The organism is Chryseobacterium lactis, assembly GCF_003815875.1.
GTDB classification, from domain to species: domain Bacteria; phylum Bacteroidota; class Bacteroidia; order Flavobacteriales; family Weeksellaceae; genus Chryseobacterium; species Chryseobacterium lactis.
The window spans coordinates 4747238-4764087 of the sequence record NZ_CP033924.1 but is presented as its reverse complement, the minus strand read 5'-3'; the positions used below and the strand labels follow the sequence as shown (position 1 = coordinate 4764087).

General features: G+C 36.4%; 20 protein-coding genes. All 20 read left to right on the top strand.

The features are described 5' to 3' along the window. Positions 1-22 precede the first annotated feature (22 nt). A complete protein-coding gene (locus tag EG342_RS21300; RefSeq protein WP_103289647.1) occupies positions 23-511 on the top strand; it encodes an ecotin in 489 nt (162 codons plus the stop codon). Between the two features lie 414 nt (positions 512-925). Then, positions 926-2344, top strand: coding sequence for a TolC family protein (locus EG342_RS21295; protein ID WP_103289645.1), 1419 nt, complete (start codon positions 926-928; stop codon positions 2342-2344). A gap of 11 nt (positions 2345-2355) precedes the next feature. Continuing rightward, on the top strand, positions 2356-3312 hold the full coding sequence (locus tag EG342_RS21290; RefSeq protein WP_103290475.1) for an HlyD family secretion protein: 957 nt from the start codon (positions 2356-2358) through the stop codon (positions 3310-3312). Between the two features lie 10 nt (positions 3313-3322). Further along, positions 3323-4531 (top strand): ABC transporter permease, encoded by a 1209-nt coding sequence (locus EG342_RS21285; protein WP_103289642.1) that lies wholly within the window; start codon positions 3323-3325, stop codon positions 4529-4531. Between the two features lie 306 nt (positions 4532-4837). Next, complete coding sequence (locus tag EG342_RS21280; RefSeq protein ID WP_103289640.1) at positions 4838-5293, top strand: DUF1569 domain-containing protein; 456 nt, start codon at positions 4838-4840, stop codon at positions 5291-5293. A gap of 10 nt (positions 5294-5303) precedes the next feature. Then, positions 5304-5774: a hypothetical protein gene (locus tag EG342_RS21275; RefSeq protein ID WP_103289637.1), complete on the top strand. Its 471-nt coding sequence runs from the start codon at positions 5304-5306 to the stop codon at positions 5772-5774. A 48-nt stretch (positions 5775-5822) separates the two neighbouring features. Then, the gene (locus tag EG342_RS21270) at positions 5823-6194 is read left to right on the top strand and encodes a VOC family protein (RefSeq protein ID WP_103289634.1); all 372 of its coding nucleotides are present in this window, start codon (positions 5823-5825) and stop codon (positions 6192-6194) included. 53 nt (positions 6195-6247) lie between these two features. Next, entirely contained in the window at positions 6248-6697 is a 450-nt protein-coding gene (locus EG342_RS21265; protein ID WP_103289631.1) for a VOC family protein, read from the top strand. A gap of 132 nt (positions 6698-6829) precedes the next feature. Beyond that, positions 6830-7222, top strand: a complete 393-nt coding sequence (locus tag EG342_RS21260) for a DUF1398 domain-containing protein (RefSeq protein WP_103289628.1) — start codon at positions 6830-6832, stop codon at positions 7220-7222. Between the two features lie 133 nt (positions 7223-7355). Continuing rightward, positions 7356-8033: a DUF2490 domain-containing protein gene (locus EG342_RS21255; RefSeq protein ID WP_103290472.1), complete on the top strand. Its 678-nt coding sequence runs from the start codon at positions 7356-7358 to the stop codon at positions 8031-8033. Between the two features lie 82 nt (positions 8034-8115). Further along, on the top strand, positions 8116-9120 hold the full coding sequence (locus tag EG342_RS21250) for a bestrophin family protein (protein WP_103289625.1): 1005 nt from the start codon (positions 8116-8118) through the stop codon (positions 9118-9120). A 119-nt stretch (positions 9121-9239) separates the two neighbouring features. Continuing rightward, positions 9240-10856: a Na+/H+ antiporter gene (locus EG342_RS21245; RefSeq protein ID WP_103289623.1), complete on the top strand. Its 1617-nt coding sequence runs from the start codon at positions 9240-9242 to the stop codon at positions 10854-10856. 167 nt (positions 10857-11023) lie between these two features. Next, complete coding sequence (locus EG342_RS21240) at positions 11024-11449, top strand: SRPBCC family protein (RefSeq protein ID WP_103289620.1); 426 nt, start codon at positions 11024-11026, stop codon at positions 11447-11449. Between the two features lie 2 nt (positions 11450-11451). After that, positions 11452-11955 carry a GNAT family N-acetyltransferase gene (locus EG342_RS21235; protein ID WP_103289618.1) on the top strand — a complete coding sequence of 168 codons (504 nt, stop codon included), beginning with the start codon at positions 11452-11454 and terminating at the stop codon, positions 11953-11955. After that, complete coding sequence (locus EG342_RS21230) at positions 11952-12332, top strand: VOC family protein (protein ID WP_103289615.1); 381 nt, start codon at positions 11952-11954, stop codon at positions 12330-12332. The genes EG342_RS21235 and EG342_RS21230 overlap by 4 nt, the downstream gene beginning before the upstream one ends. 35 nt (positions 12333-12367) lie before the next feature. After that, positions 12368-13390: a glutaminyl-peptide cyclotransferase gene (locus EG342_RS21225; protein ID WP_103289613.1), complete on the top strand. Its 1023-nt coding sequence runs from the start codon at positions 12368-12370 to the stop codon at positions 13388-13390. Between the two features lie 95 nt (positions 13391-13485). After that, a complete protein-coding gene (locus EG342_RS21220) occupies positions 13486-14511 on the top strand; it encodes a glutaminyl-peptide cyclotransferase (RefSeq protein ID WP_103290470.1) in 1026 nt (341 codons plus the stop codon). Positions 14512-14743: 232 nt separating this feature from the next. Then, on the top strand, positions 14744-15634 hold the full coding sequence (locus EG342_RS21215) for a hypothetical protein (RefSeq protein ID WP_246008679.1): 891 nt from the start codon (positions 14744-14746) through the stop codon (positions 15632-15634). A gap of 24 nt (positions 15635-15658) precedes the next feature. Next, positions 15659-16273: a deoxynucleoside kinase gene (locus EG342_RS21210; protein ID WP_103289609.1), complete on the top strand. Its 615-nt coding sequence runs from the start codon at positions 15659-15661 to the stop codon at positions 16271-16273. Between the two features lie 88 nt (positions 16274-16361). Then, entirely contained in the window at positions 16362-16712 is a 351-nt protein-coding gene (locus EG342_RS21205; protein WP_103289608.1) for an ArsC/Spx/MgsR family protein, read from the top strand. The last annotated feature ends 138 nt before the right edge of the window (positions 16713-16850 follow it).

The window sequence follows — 16850 nt, the reverse complement described above, 5'->3', positions numbered from 1 at the left end:
TTAAATTGTAAAACCAAATAAAATGAAATTTTCAAAAACTTTAATTACAGGATTGGTATTGATGGCTGGAGTAAGTGCTTTCGCGCAAAAGAAAGCAGAAAAGTTTGAAAAACTACAGATTGAAATGTTCCCAAAAGCTAAAGATGGATATAAGCAGGTATATATTCAGCTTCCGGTTGCAAAAAACGAAAAAGATTTAAAAGTCGAGGTTTTTGTCGGAGCCGAAAAAATGTTAGACTGTAACAACTACTTTTTGATCGGTGAGATGAAAAATCAGGATCTTCAGGGATGGGGATACAACTATTACGAAGTAGAGTCTAAAGGGGAGACAGGAGGTACGTTAATGGCTTGCCCGGGGCAAAAGTTAACCAAGAAATTTGTAACCCTTAAACCGGAATTAGTAGGATACAACAGTAAATTACCATTAGTATTCTATGTGCCGAAAGATATTGAAGTTCGTTACAGAGTTTTACGTCCCGACGCTGCGATGAAAAAAGCAGTTCAGAAATAAATCAGCTTATTATAACATAGAAAACTCCTCGCAGTGATGTGAGGAGTTTTCGTTTTTTATCAGTTTATAGTTTCTTTGAAATTTCAACCCAGCCAGGTTTTACCTGTCCATCTGTTACTATGAGTTCCTATAAAATATTAAACTCATCTTTTAGTAAAATTTTCAGTAAAACATTCATCAATACAATAAAAATTTAGGTTAAAAAGACAGTGCAAAAGTAGACTTATTATTTTTTTTTAAAATTTTTTAAAATTTTTTAAGATTTAATTAAGACTTAAACAGTTTGACTAAAACTTTATTTTGAAGTGGTTTATGCTTAAACACATTTTAAACATATTTTAAATTCACTGGTTTGTAGAATTATCTTTGAGGATCGTAACATTTTTTGCATTATATTTGTTATAAACATAAACCATGAAAAACAATTTATTGATTTTTACGTTTAGTTTTTTTGCTTTTCCTGCTTTGGGCTGGGCACAGTCTGCGCCGGATTTTAAAGAACTTTTAGATAGTGCAATGGTTCGGGACTCGAACCTGAAAATGCAGATTACCCAGAATAAACTTACCGATCTTGACGAGCATAAATTAAAAGATATCTTTCTTCCTACGCTGGAAGTAAGTGGTAAAGTTGGCTATCTGAATGGAACAGCAAGACTGACGTCTCCGGAAATTAATTTAGCCCCTTTCATTAATATTCCCGAAGGAACTTTCAACAATAATTTTAATGTCTCCGGATTTTCAGGCGTTGCCAAGGCAGATGCCAAAATGCTTTTGTACTCCGGCGGAAAAGTGAAATACCTGAAGAAAGCGGTTGAAGAAAAGAAAAAGTCGGAAGATATTCTGCTGGAGAAAACCAAAGATGATGTTGTCGCCAGTATTTCTAAGGCCTATGATCAATTGGCGCTGATCCATCAGTCAAAAAAAGTGCTGGATGAAAGTAATAAAAGACTGGATATCAACAAGAAAACAGCTGATAAAGCTTTAGGATATGGCTTGATTACTCCTTATGATCATAAAAAAATAGAACTGGCACAAGCGACCTTAAATGCCAAAATGGTAGAATATGAGGGAAAAAAAGAACTGCTTTTAACCCAGCTTTATGTTCTGACAGGTATTAATAAAGAACGTCTTAGAATGATTGATCCTACATTGTCTCCGGTAGATTTGCTTGCCGCAGAAAACGGGATTGAGCAAAGAGCAGAAATCAGAGCCTTAGAACATGGAATCACTGCCTCAGATTATAAAATTAAAGCAGAAAGGACATGGATGATTCCAAAAGTACAGCTGATGGCTTCTGCGTATTATATCGGATTGTACGGAAACCGGATCAAAAGCTCTGAAAATGTAGTTCCGGCAGTTCCATTATTAGGGTATGAAGGAAGAAAACTCGACTGGAGTCCCAATAACATTAATGTTTTTCCATTGATTACTGCAGGAGTTGGATTTAAATGGGAAATTTTTGACGGAAAAGAAGGGAAACACGCTGAAGAAACCGCCCGCGTTGGAAAAGAAGTTCTGCAAAACCAGAAAGAAGATGCTTTGAAAAAATTAACGTTGAACCTGGCCAATAATCAAACCAATTACGATATTGCCACAGCGCAGATTACATTGAAAGCAAAAGAAAAAGAGCTCGCAAAAAACGCACTGGTGCAGGCTGAAAAAGAATTCCGATACGGAATGAGCAAATCTTCTCAGCTTATCGATGCTGAAAATGACCTTGAAGTTGCCGAGCTTGAATATCAGAATACAATTTTCAACCAGAGAAGAGCGGGAATAGAACTGATGAGGGCTACCCAGGAGCTGGATATTACCAAATTTTATTTAATCCCTTAAAAATTAAAATGATGCATAAAAATATATCTATACTCTTTGCTGCTCTGCTTTTATTGGGGAGCTGCGGCCAAAAGAATGAAAAGGTGAAGGAATCGGAAGGAAAAACGAAAAAAGATGTTATTTCTTTCGCTCCGAAGGTAACCGGAAGAATTTTAAGAATATACGTTTCTGAAGGTCAGACGGTGAAGAAAGGAGATACCCTTGCACAACTTGATGTACCGGAAGTTTCTGCGAAAATAGCTCAGGCACAAGGCGCAGTAAGTGCGGCCACAGCACAGGAACAAATGGCTAAAAACGGAGCTACGGCAGATCAGCTGAGACAACTTAATGCCAAATATAAAGGGTTAAAAGAACAATATGACTTTGCCCAGAAATCTTACCGAAGAGCAAACAATATGTTCCGCGACAGCCTGATGTCTCCGCAGGCACATGATGAAGTATATGCAAAACTTCAGGGAGCAAAAGCACAATATGATGCAGTGGTAGCTGAATTGGATGATGTAAAAAGAGGAACCCGTTTCGAAAAAGTAGAAATGGCAGCAGGACAAGCTTCACAGGCCAAAGGTGCTTTGCAGGAAGCAAATGTAGCCTATTCTGAAAGATATGTCATTGCCACCAATGATATGGAAATAGAAACCATTAGTCTTAATGCGGGGGAATTGGCAACAGCAGGATTTGCCCTATTCAACGGATATATTCCTGAAAGTACCTACTTCAGATTTACCGTTCCTGAAAGTGCTATTTCAAAATATAAAAAAGGCCAGGATGTAACGATGCAGGTGGTTTACAATAAAGAAAATCTTGAAGGGAATGTTGTTTATATCAAACAGCTGACAAGATATGCTGATATTACGACGGCTTATCCGGACTATCAGCTGCAAGATGCGATCTACGAGATCAAGGTAAAACCAAAAGATAAGAATAAGGCTAAAAGTATTTTAGTCAATGCGAATGTTATCCTGAAATAAAAATATACAGATGAAAGAATTTTTCCGTCTTTTACAACGTGAGTTCAAACTTTTTATCGGCAATTCAACCTTAAGGACGGTGTTCTTTTTGGCACCGGTCTTTTATGCTACCTTGCTGGGGTTTGTCTACAAAAGCGGAAAAGTTGAGAACACACCGGTACTGGTGGTGGATAGAGATAATACTCCGTTATCAAACCAGTTGACGGAAATGCTTGGTGACAATAAGAGTATCAGGGTGATCAAATACTTGCAGGAGCCCCAGAGCATTAAAGATGAGGTGATCAGGAATGAGGCGGCGGCGGTCGTTATTATTCCGTCCCGATTTGAAGGGGATATGCTGCAGAAAAAATATCCCGAACTGAATGTGTATGTGAATACAGGAAATGTCCTGACTGCTAATTTCGCCTCTAAAGCACTTCAGCTGACTATCGGAACTTTCTCTGCGGGAGCATCGATCAAGGCTCTTCAGAAAGCAGGAATGCCGGCAGCAAAGGCTGTGACACAATATGAACCTTTCAAAACCAATTATATTACCCTCTTTAATACCACCAGTAATTATCTTATTTTTATGTGGCCGGCTATGTTGGCGGTGGTTTTACAACAGGTGATTTTATTGGCAATGGCTGTAAGTTTTGCCGCAGAATTCCAGGGAGGCACTTTTGTAAGAGAATATGCTAAAATGAAAAAATGGGCATTTCCAACGATGCTTATTAAAGTCATTCCGATTTGGGTATTTTCAATCCTTATTGTAAGCATCTACTACCTCATGCATATGATTTTCAGGGTTCCGATGCCGGAAGGAATATTTAACTTTATTTTACTGACCGCGGTCTTTGTAGGATCAGTTTCTTTTCTGGGAGTATTTATCAGTATATTAATTCCGGATGCTTTGAAAGCGACTCAGATTCTTATGGTAATTGCTTCACCGGCCTTTATTATTAGTGGATTTACATGGCCCTTAAGTGCGATGCCTGCTTTTGTCCAGTTTATTGCTAATATCATTCCTTTGACTCCTTTCTTACAGGCCTTTAAAATTTTATTGATTCAGAAAGGTTCGGTAGAACTTACTTTTCCTTATCTGGAACATTTAACGATTCTTTTAATCATCTACGCCATTATAGGATGGATTGCTTTGAAAATCAAGCTTTGGTTTATATTTAAAAAAGTAACTCCACAGGAAGTTCCGGTAGAAGAAGGCTCAAAAGAGGAAGGGGAATAATTTGCTTGATGTTAAATGTGGAGTTGGTGTGTATTACCACCCCGTCAAAAATTCTTTGAATTTTTGCCACCCCTCCAGAGGAGGGGAATGGTCGCATGTACGATGGCTATCAGAGTAGGATTGTTGTGGGATAAATAAAATGTATAATAAAAGCTCCAAATTTTCATACCTTAAAACCTTAATACTCTAAGACTCTCCAACTCGTACCCCGAAACTCGAATCCCGCACCTTACAACAAAAAATCTCTCCACCATAAAAATCAAACAAAAAAACTGATATATTTGTCTGTAGTAAAATAGAGAAAGTATGGAAAACGTATTTGACACAAAAGATGCACAGAACTATATCGACAGGATTAATAAATTAGTGGAAGATACCCACGGATTATGGGGTAAAATGACAGTAGATCAAATGCTGGCTCACTGTTGTGTAACGTATGAAATGATTTATGAGCCGGAAAAACATAAAAAACCGGGAGCTATCGCCAAATTTATCCTGAAAAATTTTGTAAAGCCTAAAGTTGTTGGTGAGAAAGCATATCCAAGAGATTCTCCAACGGCACCACAATTTTTAGTGACGGGAAGAAAGAATTTTGACGAGGAAAAAACAAGATTGATTGGTTTTATTCAAAAGACTCAACAATTGGGAGCGGATGCTTTTGATGGTAAAGAATCTTTTTCTTTCGGAAAATTAAAAGCACAGGAGTGGAATAATATGTTTGCCAAACATCTGAACCACCACTTGTCACAATTTGGCGTTTAAAAACAACACTATGAAAAAACTTTTATTACTCTTCCTCTTCGCGGCCAACTTTGTTTTGGGGCAAATGCCGGATATCTCAACGGTGTGGCTGAATAACAGCAATCCTTATATCGGAACGATAGGCAGTAAAGGCCAGGAATTAAAGCTTAAAATTAATACTTCAGAGCAGAATAAAAAAAACGACCAGGAATATTTTATTTCAGGCTATTCTCTTGTGGATAACAATTATGCAAAATTTGAAGGTAAAATAACCATATCAAAGTATAAAGATGCCAAGAAGCAAGGGACCATCTTTGGGGAATATGAGCTGGCAGAAGAAAATAAAGGCAAGCATTCAGGACTTTTTAAAGGAAAGTTTGTGTATAATTTCAAGTGGAACAGACAAACTGAAAAAGTAGAAGGACAATATATCGAACTGATAGGAGACTGGAAAAGCTATGACGGGACTTTGGATTTTAAAACCCGTTTGAAAAATCACTAATAATATTTTAAAAGGCTCAGCCTTAGCTCTCAATCTTAATACATATATATGAAACTAGGAGTATTCTCATTAAGCTTAAGTGTGAAAGATCTTCAAAAATCCAAGGATTTTTATGAAAAGCTAGGTTTCTCTGCGATGGGCGGAAGTATGGAACACAACTATCTGATTATGAAAAATGGCAGCACTTTGATCGGTCTGTTTCAAGCCATGTTTGACGGAAATATGCTTACTTTCAATCCCGGATGGGATGAAAATGCACAGAACCTTGAGTCTTTTAAGGACGTAAGGGATATTCAAAAGCATTTAAAAGAAAATGGGGTGGAGATTGACCGGGAAGCTGATGAAACGACTTCCGGGCCTGATCATATCTATCTTAAAGATCCGGATGGAAATATGATTTTAATTGATCAGCATCGTTAATAAAGCCCCAGGAAAGCAAAAACTAATTAAAACTTAACTAATAAAAAACAATCATGGCATCAGTAAACGTTTATTTAACATTTAATGGAAACTGCAGAGAAGCGTTCGATTTCTATAAATCAGTTTTCGGAGGGGAATACCCTTATATCGGAACTTTCGGAGAAATGCCTCCAATGGAAGGTAAGGAAACTCCTGAAGAAGATAAAGATAAAATCATGCATGTAACGCTTCCGATTTCTAAGGAAACCATGTTGATGGGAAGTGATACGGGTGGAGAATGGGCTTCGAATTTCAAAGCAGGAAATAATTTTGCAATTTCTGTCAATGCAGAATCTAAAGAAGAAGCTGGTAAAGTTTTCAATGGACTTTCGGCCGGTGGGCAAGTAACAATGCCTATGGCAGATACCTTCTGGGGTGCATATTTCGGAATGTTTACGGATAAATTCGGAATCAACTGGATGGTTAACTATGATGATCCGGCAAAAATGCAACAACATCCTTAATACCAGTTTATCTGGAATTATAATGTACAATACACCGGCAGTTACTCTGTCGGTTTTTTTTTGATATGATTTACATTCCAAAAAAAATTAAATTTGAATATTTATTATTATTAATTTTTTAAATACAAAACGATGAAATTTACAATCAAAGACATTCAAGCTGAACACAAAAAAGTAAAAAGCGGGGCAGACTTTCCTCAATATATTCAAGCTGTAAAAAATTTAGGGGTGTATCAATATACAGTCGGTGTTTCTGATGGCAGCACGGAATATTTTGATGTGGACCACAATTCAGAGCAGACGGAAAGTAAATATGATGTTCTGACTATTTCCAATGAATTAAATCTTGATCAGTTTAAAGCAAGATTAAAACTTCACCAGCAGGGAGGCACAGATTATATGACATTTTGCAATGACTGTGCAGAAAACGGAATAAAAGGCTGGAAAATGGATTTAAATATCATGACCTGTACGTATTTGGATCAGGATGGAAATGAAGTTTTGGTAGAGCAGATTCCTGGTTAAAATGAATAAAAACGCTGGATTTAGAATTATTTACTTTGATGATTTCTTTTGTTCAGGGTAAAAATATTGTTTGTGATTATTGATTTAAATTATTAATTTTGTTAAAAACGATAGATAATAGTAATTGATGAACATGAGAAAGGTTTTTACAAAATTGGCACTTACGGCACTAAGTTTAGGATCGATATCGGCATGGGCACAAAAGAGTGATCTGGGGGCCTGGTATATGTATTTTGGAAACAATAAAATCAGTAAAAAATTAAACTGGCATAATGAAATTCAATACCGGAACTTTGATGGAATCGGAGATCTGGAGCAGCTTTTAATCCGTACGGGGATTGGCTATGATCTTACAGAGAACAACAACAATGTGTTGCTGGGCTATGGTTTTATTTTGAGCCAACCTTATGTGAATGGAGAAAAGAAGGAGAATATTGAACACCGAATTTTCCAGCAGTTTATTACCAAGCAGAAGTTCGGACGTTTTAACCTTCAGCATCGCTATCGTTTAGAAGAACGTTTTCTGGAGGATGATTTTAGAATGAGATTCCGTTATATGCTGGGTGTAACAATTCCGATTACCCAAAAAGAAATGTTACCGAAAACCTTGTATGCTTCAGTATATAATGAGATTTTCCTGCATTTCAACAGTCCGGTTTTCGATAGAAACAGAGTGTATGGAGCCTTAGGATATGTTATTAATAAAAATATGAGGATTGAAGCGGGGTATATGAATCAACTTCAGGAAAATAAAAACAGAGGACAGATTCAGATTGGTTTTTATAACAATATTCCTTTTACCAAAAATTAAAAATAACCGTTTCTGCTGAATGTTCCGATGAAATTGAAGATCGTTATTTTGTAAAGAAAAAAATAAAAAATAAACACAACATATGCATTCAGGAAAAAGATTTGGGGCGCGTGAGTTCATGACATGGACGAGGCGCAGTATTTACGTTTTAACAATATTTTCGGCCATTCCTACGGTATTGTATTTTTTAGGATGGAAGTTTCTTTCCATTCCGTGGCAGCCGATTGCGATTTTGGGAACTGCCGTTGCTTTTATTGTCGGATTTAAAAATAATGCAAGTTATAGCAGACTTTGGGAAGCTAGACAGATTTATGGCTCCATTATTAACGACAGCCGGAGTTTTGGATACATTCTAAGGGATGCACTCAACGCAACAGATTCCGGAAAAGTAAAAGAGATGTTCCTCCGTCATTATGCCTGGTTAACGGCACTTCGCTTTCAGCTTAGAGAGCCAAGAGCCTGGGAAAATATGGGGACAGCACAATTCGATGAATATTCACGGAAATATGATATTCCCGAAAGACTGACAAAGCTTGATGAGGAATTGAAAAACTATCTTTCTGAAGAGGAACTTCAGTATATTCTGAGCAAGAAAAACAGGGCTACACAGCTTATGGCAAGCCAGAGTAAAGAATTGTCTGAAGTCTATAAGAAAGGGCAAATCAATGATTTTCAATGGACGCAGATCAATCAGCAATTGATAAAGTTTACAGATGATCAGGGAAAAGCAGAGAGAATTAAAAACTTTCCGTATCCGAGAAACTTTTCTTCAATTACGACTTATCTTTTGTTGTTATTTATTCTTTTTGTTCCTTTCGGATTGTTGAAAGAGCTTGATAAGCTAGGTGAGGGAACGAACCTTGAAGGTTGGACATTATGGTTTAATATTCCCTTTTCATTGCTGGTAACCTGGTGTTTTCATACCCTGGACAGTGTAGGAGAAGCTTCTGTAAACCCTTTTGAAGGAAGTCCGAATGATGTTCCGATTACACAGATCAGCCGCACTATTGAAATTGATATGAGAGATATGCTGGATGAATCTGACCTTCCGCCGGCCATTAGTCCGAAGAATAATATTGTACTTTAACATAATATAAAATTAAACATCAATAAATCCCATAGATTCCAACGTTGCAGCGATGTACCAAAGGACCAATCTGTGGGAATTTTATTCAAAAAAATAACACTTAAAAAAACTAAATCAAAATGATTCACAGTTATGTTATAATATCCATTGCAGTACTGCTGTCTGTGATGATATTGGTGATGATCGGGCAGAAATTAAGAGTTGCCTATCCCATTTTTCTTGTGATTGCAGGACTTTTGATAAGCTTTGTTCCGGGAATACCGACGATCGAAATAGAACCGGATCTTGTTTTTCTTATTTTCCTGCCGCCTATTTTGTTTGAAGCTGCCTGGTTTACATCATGGCAGGACTTTCATAAATGGAGAAAGCAAATTTTTTCCATGGCTTTCGGATTGGTATTTCTGACCTCAATTGTTGTTGCTTACCTTTCGTCCTCTATTATTCCGGGGCTTACAGTGGCTATGGGATTCCTGTTGGGTGGGGTAAATTCTCCGCCTGATGCGGTAGCGGCTACTTCGGTGCTGAAACACATGAAAATCCCTAAAAAAATCACCAGTATCCTTGAAGGAGAAAGTCTGATCAACGATGCATCCAGTTTGATTGTATTTAAATTTGCTTTGGCAGCCGTTATTTCTGGCCAGTTTATCTGGAGAGATGCTATTCAGGATTTCTTTACGATGGCTGTTGGAGGAGTTGCTGTAGGAGTTGCTGTAGGTTTCCTTTTTGGAGCATTGCTGAAAATCATACCGTCCAATTCTAATATTGATACGGTAATTACCCTTATTGTGCCGTACATCATGTATGTAGGTGCCGAACATTTTCACTTTTCAGGAGTGCTGGCTGTGGTTGCCGGAGGGTTGTTGATGTCATACAATTCGCATTGCTATCTGAGCCATACCTCACGAATTCAATCCGGGAACGTGTGGAGTGTGCTGATCTTTTTGATGAATACCATCATCTTTATTTTAATTGGTCTTGAATTACCTGTAGTGGTTGAGGCCATGGAAGATTATACAATTTCCGAAGGGATTTTCTATAGTGTCATAATTGGCGGTGCCATTATCGGAACAAGAATATTGTATAGTTATGCATTAATGTACTTTCCAAGACTGTGTTCAAAAGAATTGAGATTGAAAGTTCCTAAGCCGGATTGGCGGGAACCTTTTATCATCAGTTTTGCTGCGATGAGGGGAGTGGTTTCATTGGCCGCAGCGTTATCAATTCCTGCATTTTTGCCAAATGGAGAGGCATTTCCACATCGAAATATTATTTTATTCGTAACTTTTGTTATCATATTGATTACCCTTGTTGGTCAGGGATTATTGCTGAGTCCGATTCTGAAATGGTTAAAAATAAATGATACGGGGAGTGAGCTTCCGGAGGAGAAACAGGAAGTAATTCTGATGCGTAAATTAAAAGAAACGGCTTTGCATAAGCTCGATAACGATTTTTCAGAACTCGCAGAAAGAAATAGTCTGGTACGTCATCAAAAACATAAACTGGAGAATGAAATGATGCTTATGGCTGATAAAGTTCAATGTATGGCATCTACCAACGGTGATTATGTGACAGCCATTAACGAAAACAAAGATGTGCTGCGACAGGTTATCCAGGCACAACGGAACGAGCTACACAGGATGAAAAGAGAGAAAATATTTGATGATCATGTGATGAGAACGATTGAAATGCAGCTGGATTTTGATGAAGCAAAAATTACAGGATTCTCACACGGATAGTCAACTTATTTAAACAAATTAATAAACCAGAAGAGTCACAAAAGTATATAGCGCTATTTGGAACTTTCTAAATGATGCTTAAGTGTTTGAAAATAAAAGTTATTTATGGCTTTTGTGACTAAAGTATAAAGACTTTGTAATATCATCAATCTGTAAAAATTAAGACAATGAGCCTACCAATCATCGTACAGTATAAAATAAATGCACCGGTTGAAAAAGTCTGGAGAGCATTAACGGATAAAAATGAAATGAAATCCTGGTATTTTGATATCGGGGATTTTGAACCCGAGGTTGGTAAAGAATTCAATTTCTATGAACCGGGAGGAGAGAATAAATTTCATCATCAATGCAAAATTGTTGAAATTGTACCTAATCAGATATTAAAATATAGCTGGTCCTATCCTGATTTTTCAGAGGCAAAAACAATAGTAACTTGGGAATTGCTTTCTGATAACGGCGCCACTCTAGTGAAAATTACTCATGAAGATATTGAAAACTTCAACGATTTGGGTGATGGCTTTTCAAGAGAGAGTTTTACAGGAGGTTGGAATTCAATTTTGGGCGAAAGTTTAAAAGAGTATTTAGAAAAATAAAAATGATAGAATTACAGCTTTTTACCATAGATGATGCTCCGGAATTAATCACAAGGATTCTCGATGAAAAAATGCTTCTCCAATTTGCAGGACCTAAGTATCATTTTCCTTTGACAGAGGATCAACTGAACGCTGACCTGGCTGATGAAAACAGAACTTTGTTTAAAATTGTTGATCAGACAAATACCATTGGACATGCTCAGATTTTTTTAAAAGAACAAACATTTCTGCTCGGAAGAATTCTGATCTGGGATGAAAATAACAGAGGAAAAGGCTACGGAAAGAAGGTGATGCAGGAGCTTCTGAAATACGGGTTTACTCATTTTGATAAAGAAACGGCAGAACTCAACGTATACGATTGGAATACCGGTGCCATTGAATGTTATAAAAAGGTAGGTTTCACTTTTGATCCCCATGTAAAAAGTGAGGCAAAGATTGACAAAGAAACATGGGTTTCTCTTAATATGAAAATCCATAAAAATACTTTTCAATTACAGGAATCATGAAATTTGCAGGACTTCGCCCAATGCTCTGGACAAAAAATATGGATGAAACGTTAGGGTTTTATATGCATATTCTCGGTTTTGAACTGATAAGCAGAAACGATGACTGGCAATGGGCTTCGATCCGTAAGGATGAAGTTTATATTATGATTTCTCAACCCAATGAAGAAGAGGACTTGAGTAAAATTGGTTTTTCCGGGTCATTTTATTTTAATGTAAATCAAGTGGATGAATTGTGGGGAGATCTTAAATCAAAAGCCAGAATCTGTTATGAAATTGAAACTTTTGAATGGGAAATGAGAGAATTTGCCATCTATGATAACAACGGATATATCTTACAATTTGGTGAACCTGTGGATAATATTGGTAATACGGAATAAAATTTGCTATTTTTGGGGAAATATTTAGAAAGTAAATGAAAAAAAATATCATAGCGGGGTTCGCAGCAATTTTACTATTGGCATCATGTAATAAGGATAAAGAGATTCTTAATACACTGAATACTTATAATAATTCAATGGAATCAAAAGGATATCACTTCGGAGATAAACTTCAGCTTCCCAAAGAGGTAACGGAAAATGCAGAAAGTGTAACCATCAGTTTTGGAGATAAAGAAACTACAGATTTAACCATCGATCCCAAATTTTTTACATTGGGAGATAATGCGGTTACTTTTAATATCAAAACAAAAGGAGGCGAAGTACTGAATCAGGATGCAACGATCAATGTATTTGCAAAAAATCCTGAAAAAAATATCGCTTATCAGATTGTTGCAGAATATCCCCACGATCCTAAAAACTTTGTACAGGGATTTCAGATAGAAGGCAATACGATTTATGAAAGTGATGGTCAGAACGGATCTTCTCAGATATTGAAATATACATTGGGAACAACCACTCCGCTTGCCTCTACCAAACAGGCTCCTGAAGATTTTTCAGAAGGAAGTACTATCGTTGGCGACAAAGTATACCAGTTGACGTGGCAAAGCAAAAAAGGATACATCTATGATAAAAGTTCTCTGAAACTTCTTTCTGAATTTGCTTATCCGAATGTATTGGGAGAAGGTTGGGGATTAACCTATGACGGGAAAAGTCTGATCGCATCAGATGGAAGTAAATTGTTATATTTCCTTGATGTAAATGACCCTTCAAAATTAATCAAGTATATTGCAGTAGCAGGAAGTTCTCAGGCATATGACCAATTAAATGAATTGGAATATCACAATGGTTTCATCTATGCCAACGTATGGCAAAAGCCGGTTATTCTTAAGATTAATCCTGCGAACGGTGAAGTGGTGGGAACATTTGATTTTACTGATATTGCCAAGCAGAATACCAAAGGAAGTGATGATGTGTTAAACGGAATTGCTTTCAAAGGAGATAATATGCTGGTGACGGGTAAAAACTGGTCAAAGATTTATGAAGTGCAGATCAAATAATTGTAACTGATTTTGAAAAAACAGCGTTCCTTTTGGGGCGCTTTTTTTATGTAAAAACTAAATTTTAGTACTTTTGAAGAATGGGTAGGAATTTTATAACACAAAATATCAAAATACTAAGTTTTGCAGCAGCTCTTTTGCTGGTGTCTTGTCATAATAATGAAAAAATGCTTGATTCATTGGCGGACTATAATAATTCAAAAGAGAAAAAAGGGTATCATTTCGGCGATCAGCTTGAGCTTCCAAAAGAAGTCACAGATAATGCAGAATCCATTACCATTACTCTTGATGATAAAGAAACTTCCAGCTTAACGATTGATCCTAAGTTTTTCACGCTGGGAGATAATAAAGTGGTATTTACCATTAAAACCAAAGGCAGAGAAGTTCTGAATCAGGATGCGACAATTAATGTTTTTACCAAAAATTCTGAGCAGAATATTCCGTACAACATTGTTGCAGATTATCCTCATGACCCTAAGAACTTTGTTGAAGGATTTCTGATCGAAGGCAATACAATTTATGAAAGTGATGGATTGCTGAATACTTCTCAGCTTATAAAATATACTTTAGGCTCATCAACCCCTGAAATCATCAAAAAACAACCTGCAGATATTTTTTCTGAAGGATGTGCCATCGTGGGAGATAAAATCTACCAGTTGACCTATCGTAATAAAATTGGTTTTATTTATGATAAAAAGACACTGAATGAGATTTCAAAATTCCCTCTGGCAAATGCTATCGGAGAAGGTTGGGGATTAACCTATGATGGGAAAAATCTTGTCGCCACAGACGGTTCTAAGAATCTCTATTTTTTGGATGTAAATGATCCTTCAAAAGTGGTGAAAACGGTTGCTGTGGCAGGAAATACACAAACCTATGACCAATTAAATGAAGTGGAATACCACAGTGGCTTTATCTATGCCAACGTCTGGCAGAAGCCGATTGTCTTAAAGATCAATCCCGTTACAGGCGAAGCTGTGGGAGTATTTGACTTTAAAGATATTGTAAAAGAAAATAACAAGGGAAGTGATGATGTGTTAAACGGAATTGCTTTCAAAGGAGATAATATGCTGGTGACGGGTAAAAACTGGTCAAAGATTTATGAAGTGCAGATCAAATAATTGCGCCTGAATTTGAAAAAACAGCGTTCCTTTTGGGGCGCTTTTTTTATGTAAGGACTAAATTTTAGTACTTTTGAAGAATGATTAAAAACTTTAGTTTAAAGTATGTAAATTGCTAAGGTTCTGTTCATAGAAATTTCCTTTAATAAAATAAAATTTGAGAGTACTATATTTACTGTGCGTTTTCATTTTCTGCTCATCCGCTGCGCAGAAGGTACTTCCTTTAGACACTTTGAAACTCAAGGAAGCCAAAGATATGCTTGCTGATGACTATGGTAATTTGTACATCTACAAAAACAAAGATTTCAGCTTTACCAAATATGATTCCTTGGGAAAGCAAATCGGGAGAATGATGCTTACTGTTCCCTATAAAGTACAAAATGTACAAAACCCGTTGAATATTCCTTTATTTTCTGAAAATGCTCAGGAAATGAAATTCATTGACCAAAATATGAACGAAATCCAGAAAATTGATTTCAAACAGAAGTTTGGGTTTATCAGAATGGCATATGCAGAGGATTTACAGCAGTTATGGCTCCTGGATGACAGTACAAAAAGATTGATACAGTATAATTTCAGAAATGACACGACTATCAATTCATATCCTTTTGATATTAGTTTTGAAGATCTGATGGATATATTGGTATATGAAAATAAAGTCTATATTCTGACTAGAAAACACATCAGGGTGTATACTCTAAAATTCGAAAAAATCTTTGAAGCCCCTTTGGATAACGGAAAACGATTCCGAAGGGAAAATGATACGATTCTGGTTATTGCCAATAATTCTATTTTGAAATATGTTCCTGAAAAAGGGATGGCCATTGTTTTTGAAGATAAGGATGCGCAAATTGTGGATAAAAACATTCTTTCTTATTTTGAAATCAACGGGAACAAACTCTATCTTTACAGCCTTGAAAAAGTAAAGAAACGCAAACAGTCAGATGAGCCCGAATCTCAACCGGAAGTTCCTCCACAATCCACAGAAAAACCGGTGGAAAATGCCGATGGAAAGCCGAATGAGACAGAAGTTAAAAAACAACCTTCAGACAATACATTGGGAAAGTTGATTGAAGATGCTTCTGAAGTTCAGACTGAAGCGGTAGAAAAACTCATCAATTAATCAGTAAATACAAGGAAAAAGAATATGCATATTGCGGTTACAGGAAACATTGGAGCAGGAAAAACAACTTTAACGACGATGCTTTCCAAGCATTACGGATGGGATGCACAATTTGAAGACGTAGATCACAATCCTTATCTGGAGGACTTTTATTCAGACATGAGCAAGTGGAGTTTTGCCCTGCAGGTATATTTCCTGGGAAGTAGATTCCGTCAGGTAAAAGAGATCAGAGAAAGTGGTAAAAATATTATTCAGGATCGTACTATTTATGAAGATGCCCATATTTTTGCTGAAAACCTTAATGATATGAATCTTCTTTCGGACAGGGATTTCAACAATTATTCGTCAGTTTTTGACCTGATGAAAACTTTTGTATCAGCACCCGATCTATTGATTTATCTGAAATCGGATGTTCCTAATCTTGTTAAGAAAATCTACAAAAGAGGACGTGAGTATGAAGCATCAATCAGTATTGAATACCTTTCAAAACTGAACCAGAAATATGAGAAATGGATTTCGAACTATACAGAAGGAAAACTATTGATTATTGAAGTGGATGACCTGGATTTTGTAGAGAAACCGGAAGATTTTGGTTTAATTCTGGAAAAGATCGAAGCTGAACTGCACGGTTTGTTTTAACAAACTTTTATCAAATGATTAAGACAAAATCTATAAGTTTTTGATTAAATTTGGATAGACAAGTTTAATTTTTTTTAAATAATTAAAAATGCTAGTTAAAGTTTTACATAACGGAAACTGTTCAAAGTCAAATGCTGTATTAGAGTATCTTGATGAAAACGGAGTATCTTTTGAGATCATCAACATCGTTGACGATCCGTTAAGTATTCTGGAAATTAAAACAGTGTTGAAGAAGCTTAATCAAAGTGTTTTCCATATCATTCGCAAGACCGATAAACTGTATACAGAAAATTATGCGGATAAAAACTATTCCGAAGAAGAATGGATAAAGATTTTATCTGAAAATCCATCGCTGATACAGAGGCCTATCATTGTAAAAGGCTCAGTAGCGATGCTGGGAAGACCTATTGAAAATGTAAAGTTCTTTATTGAAAAATAAATAAATAACAAACAGAAAACGACCGTTTCAACTTGTGGAGCGGTCGTTTTTTTTTATTTTAAACGGTATATGTTATAAATAGTTTGAATTATGGTAGTTTCATTCCGGATCAAAAAATAAAGACTGCCAAATCCTGAC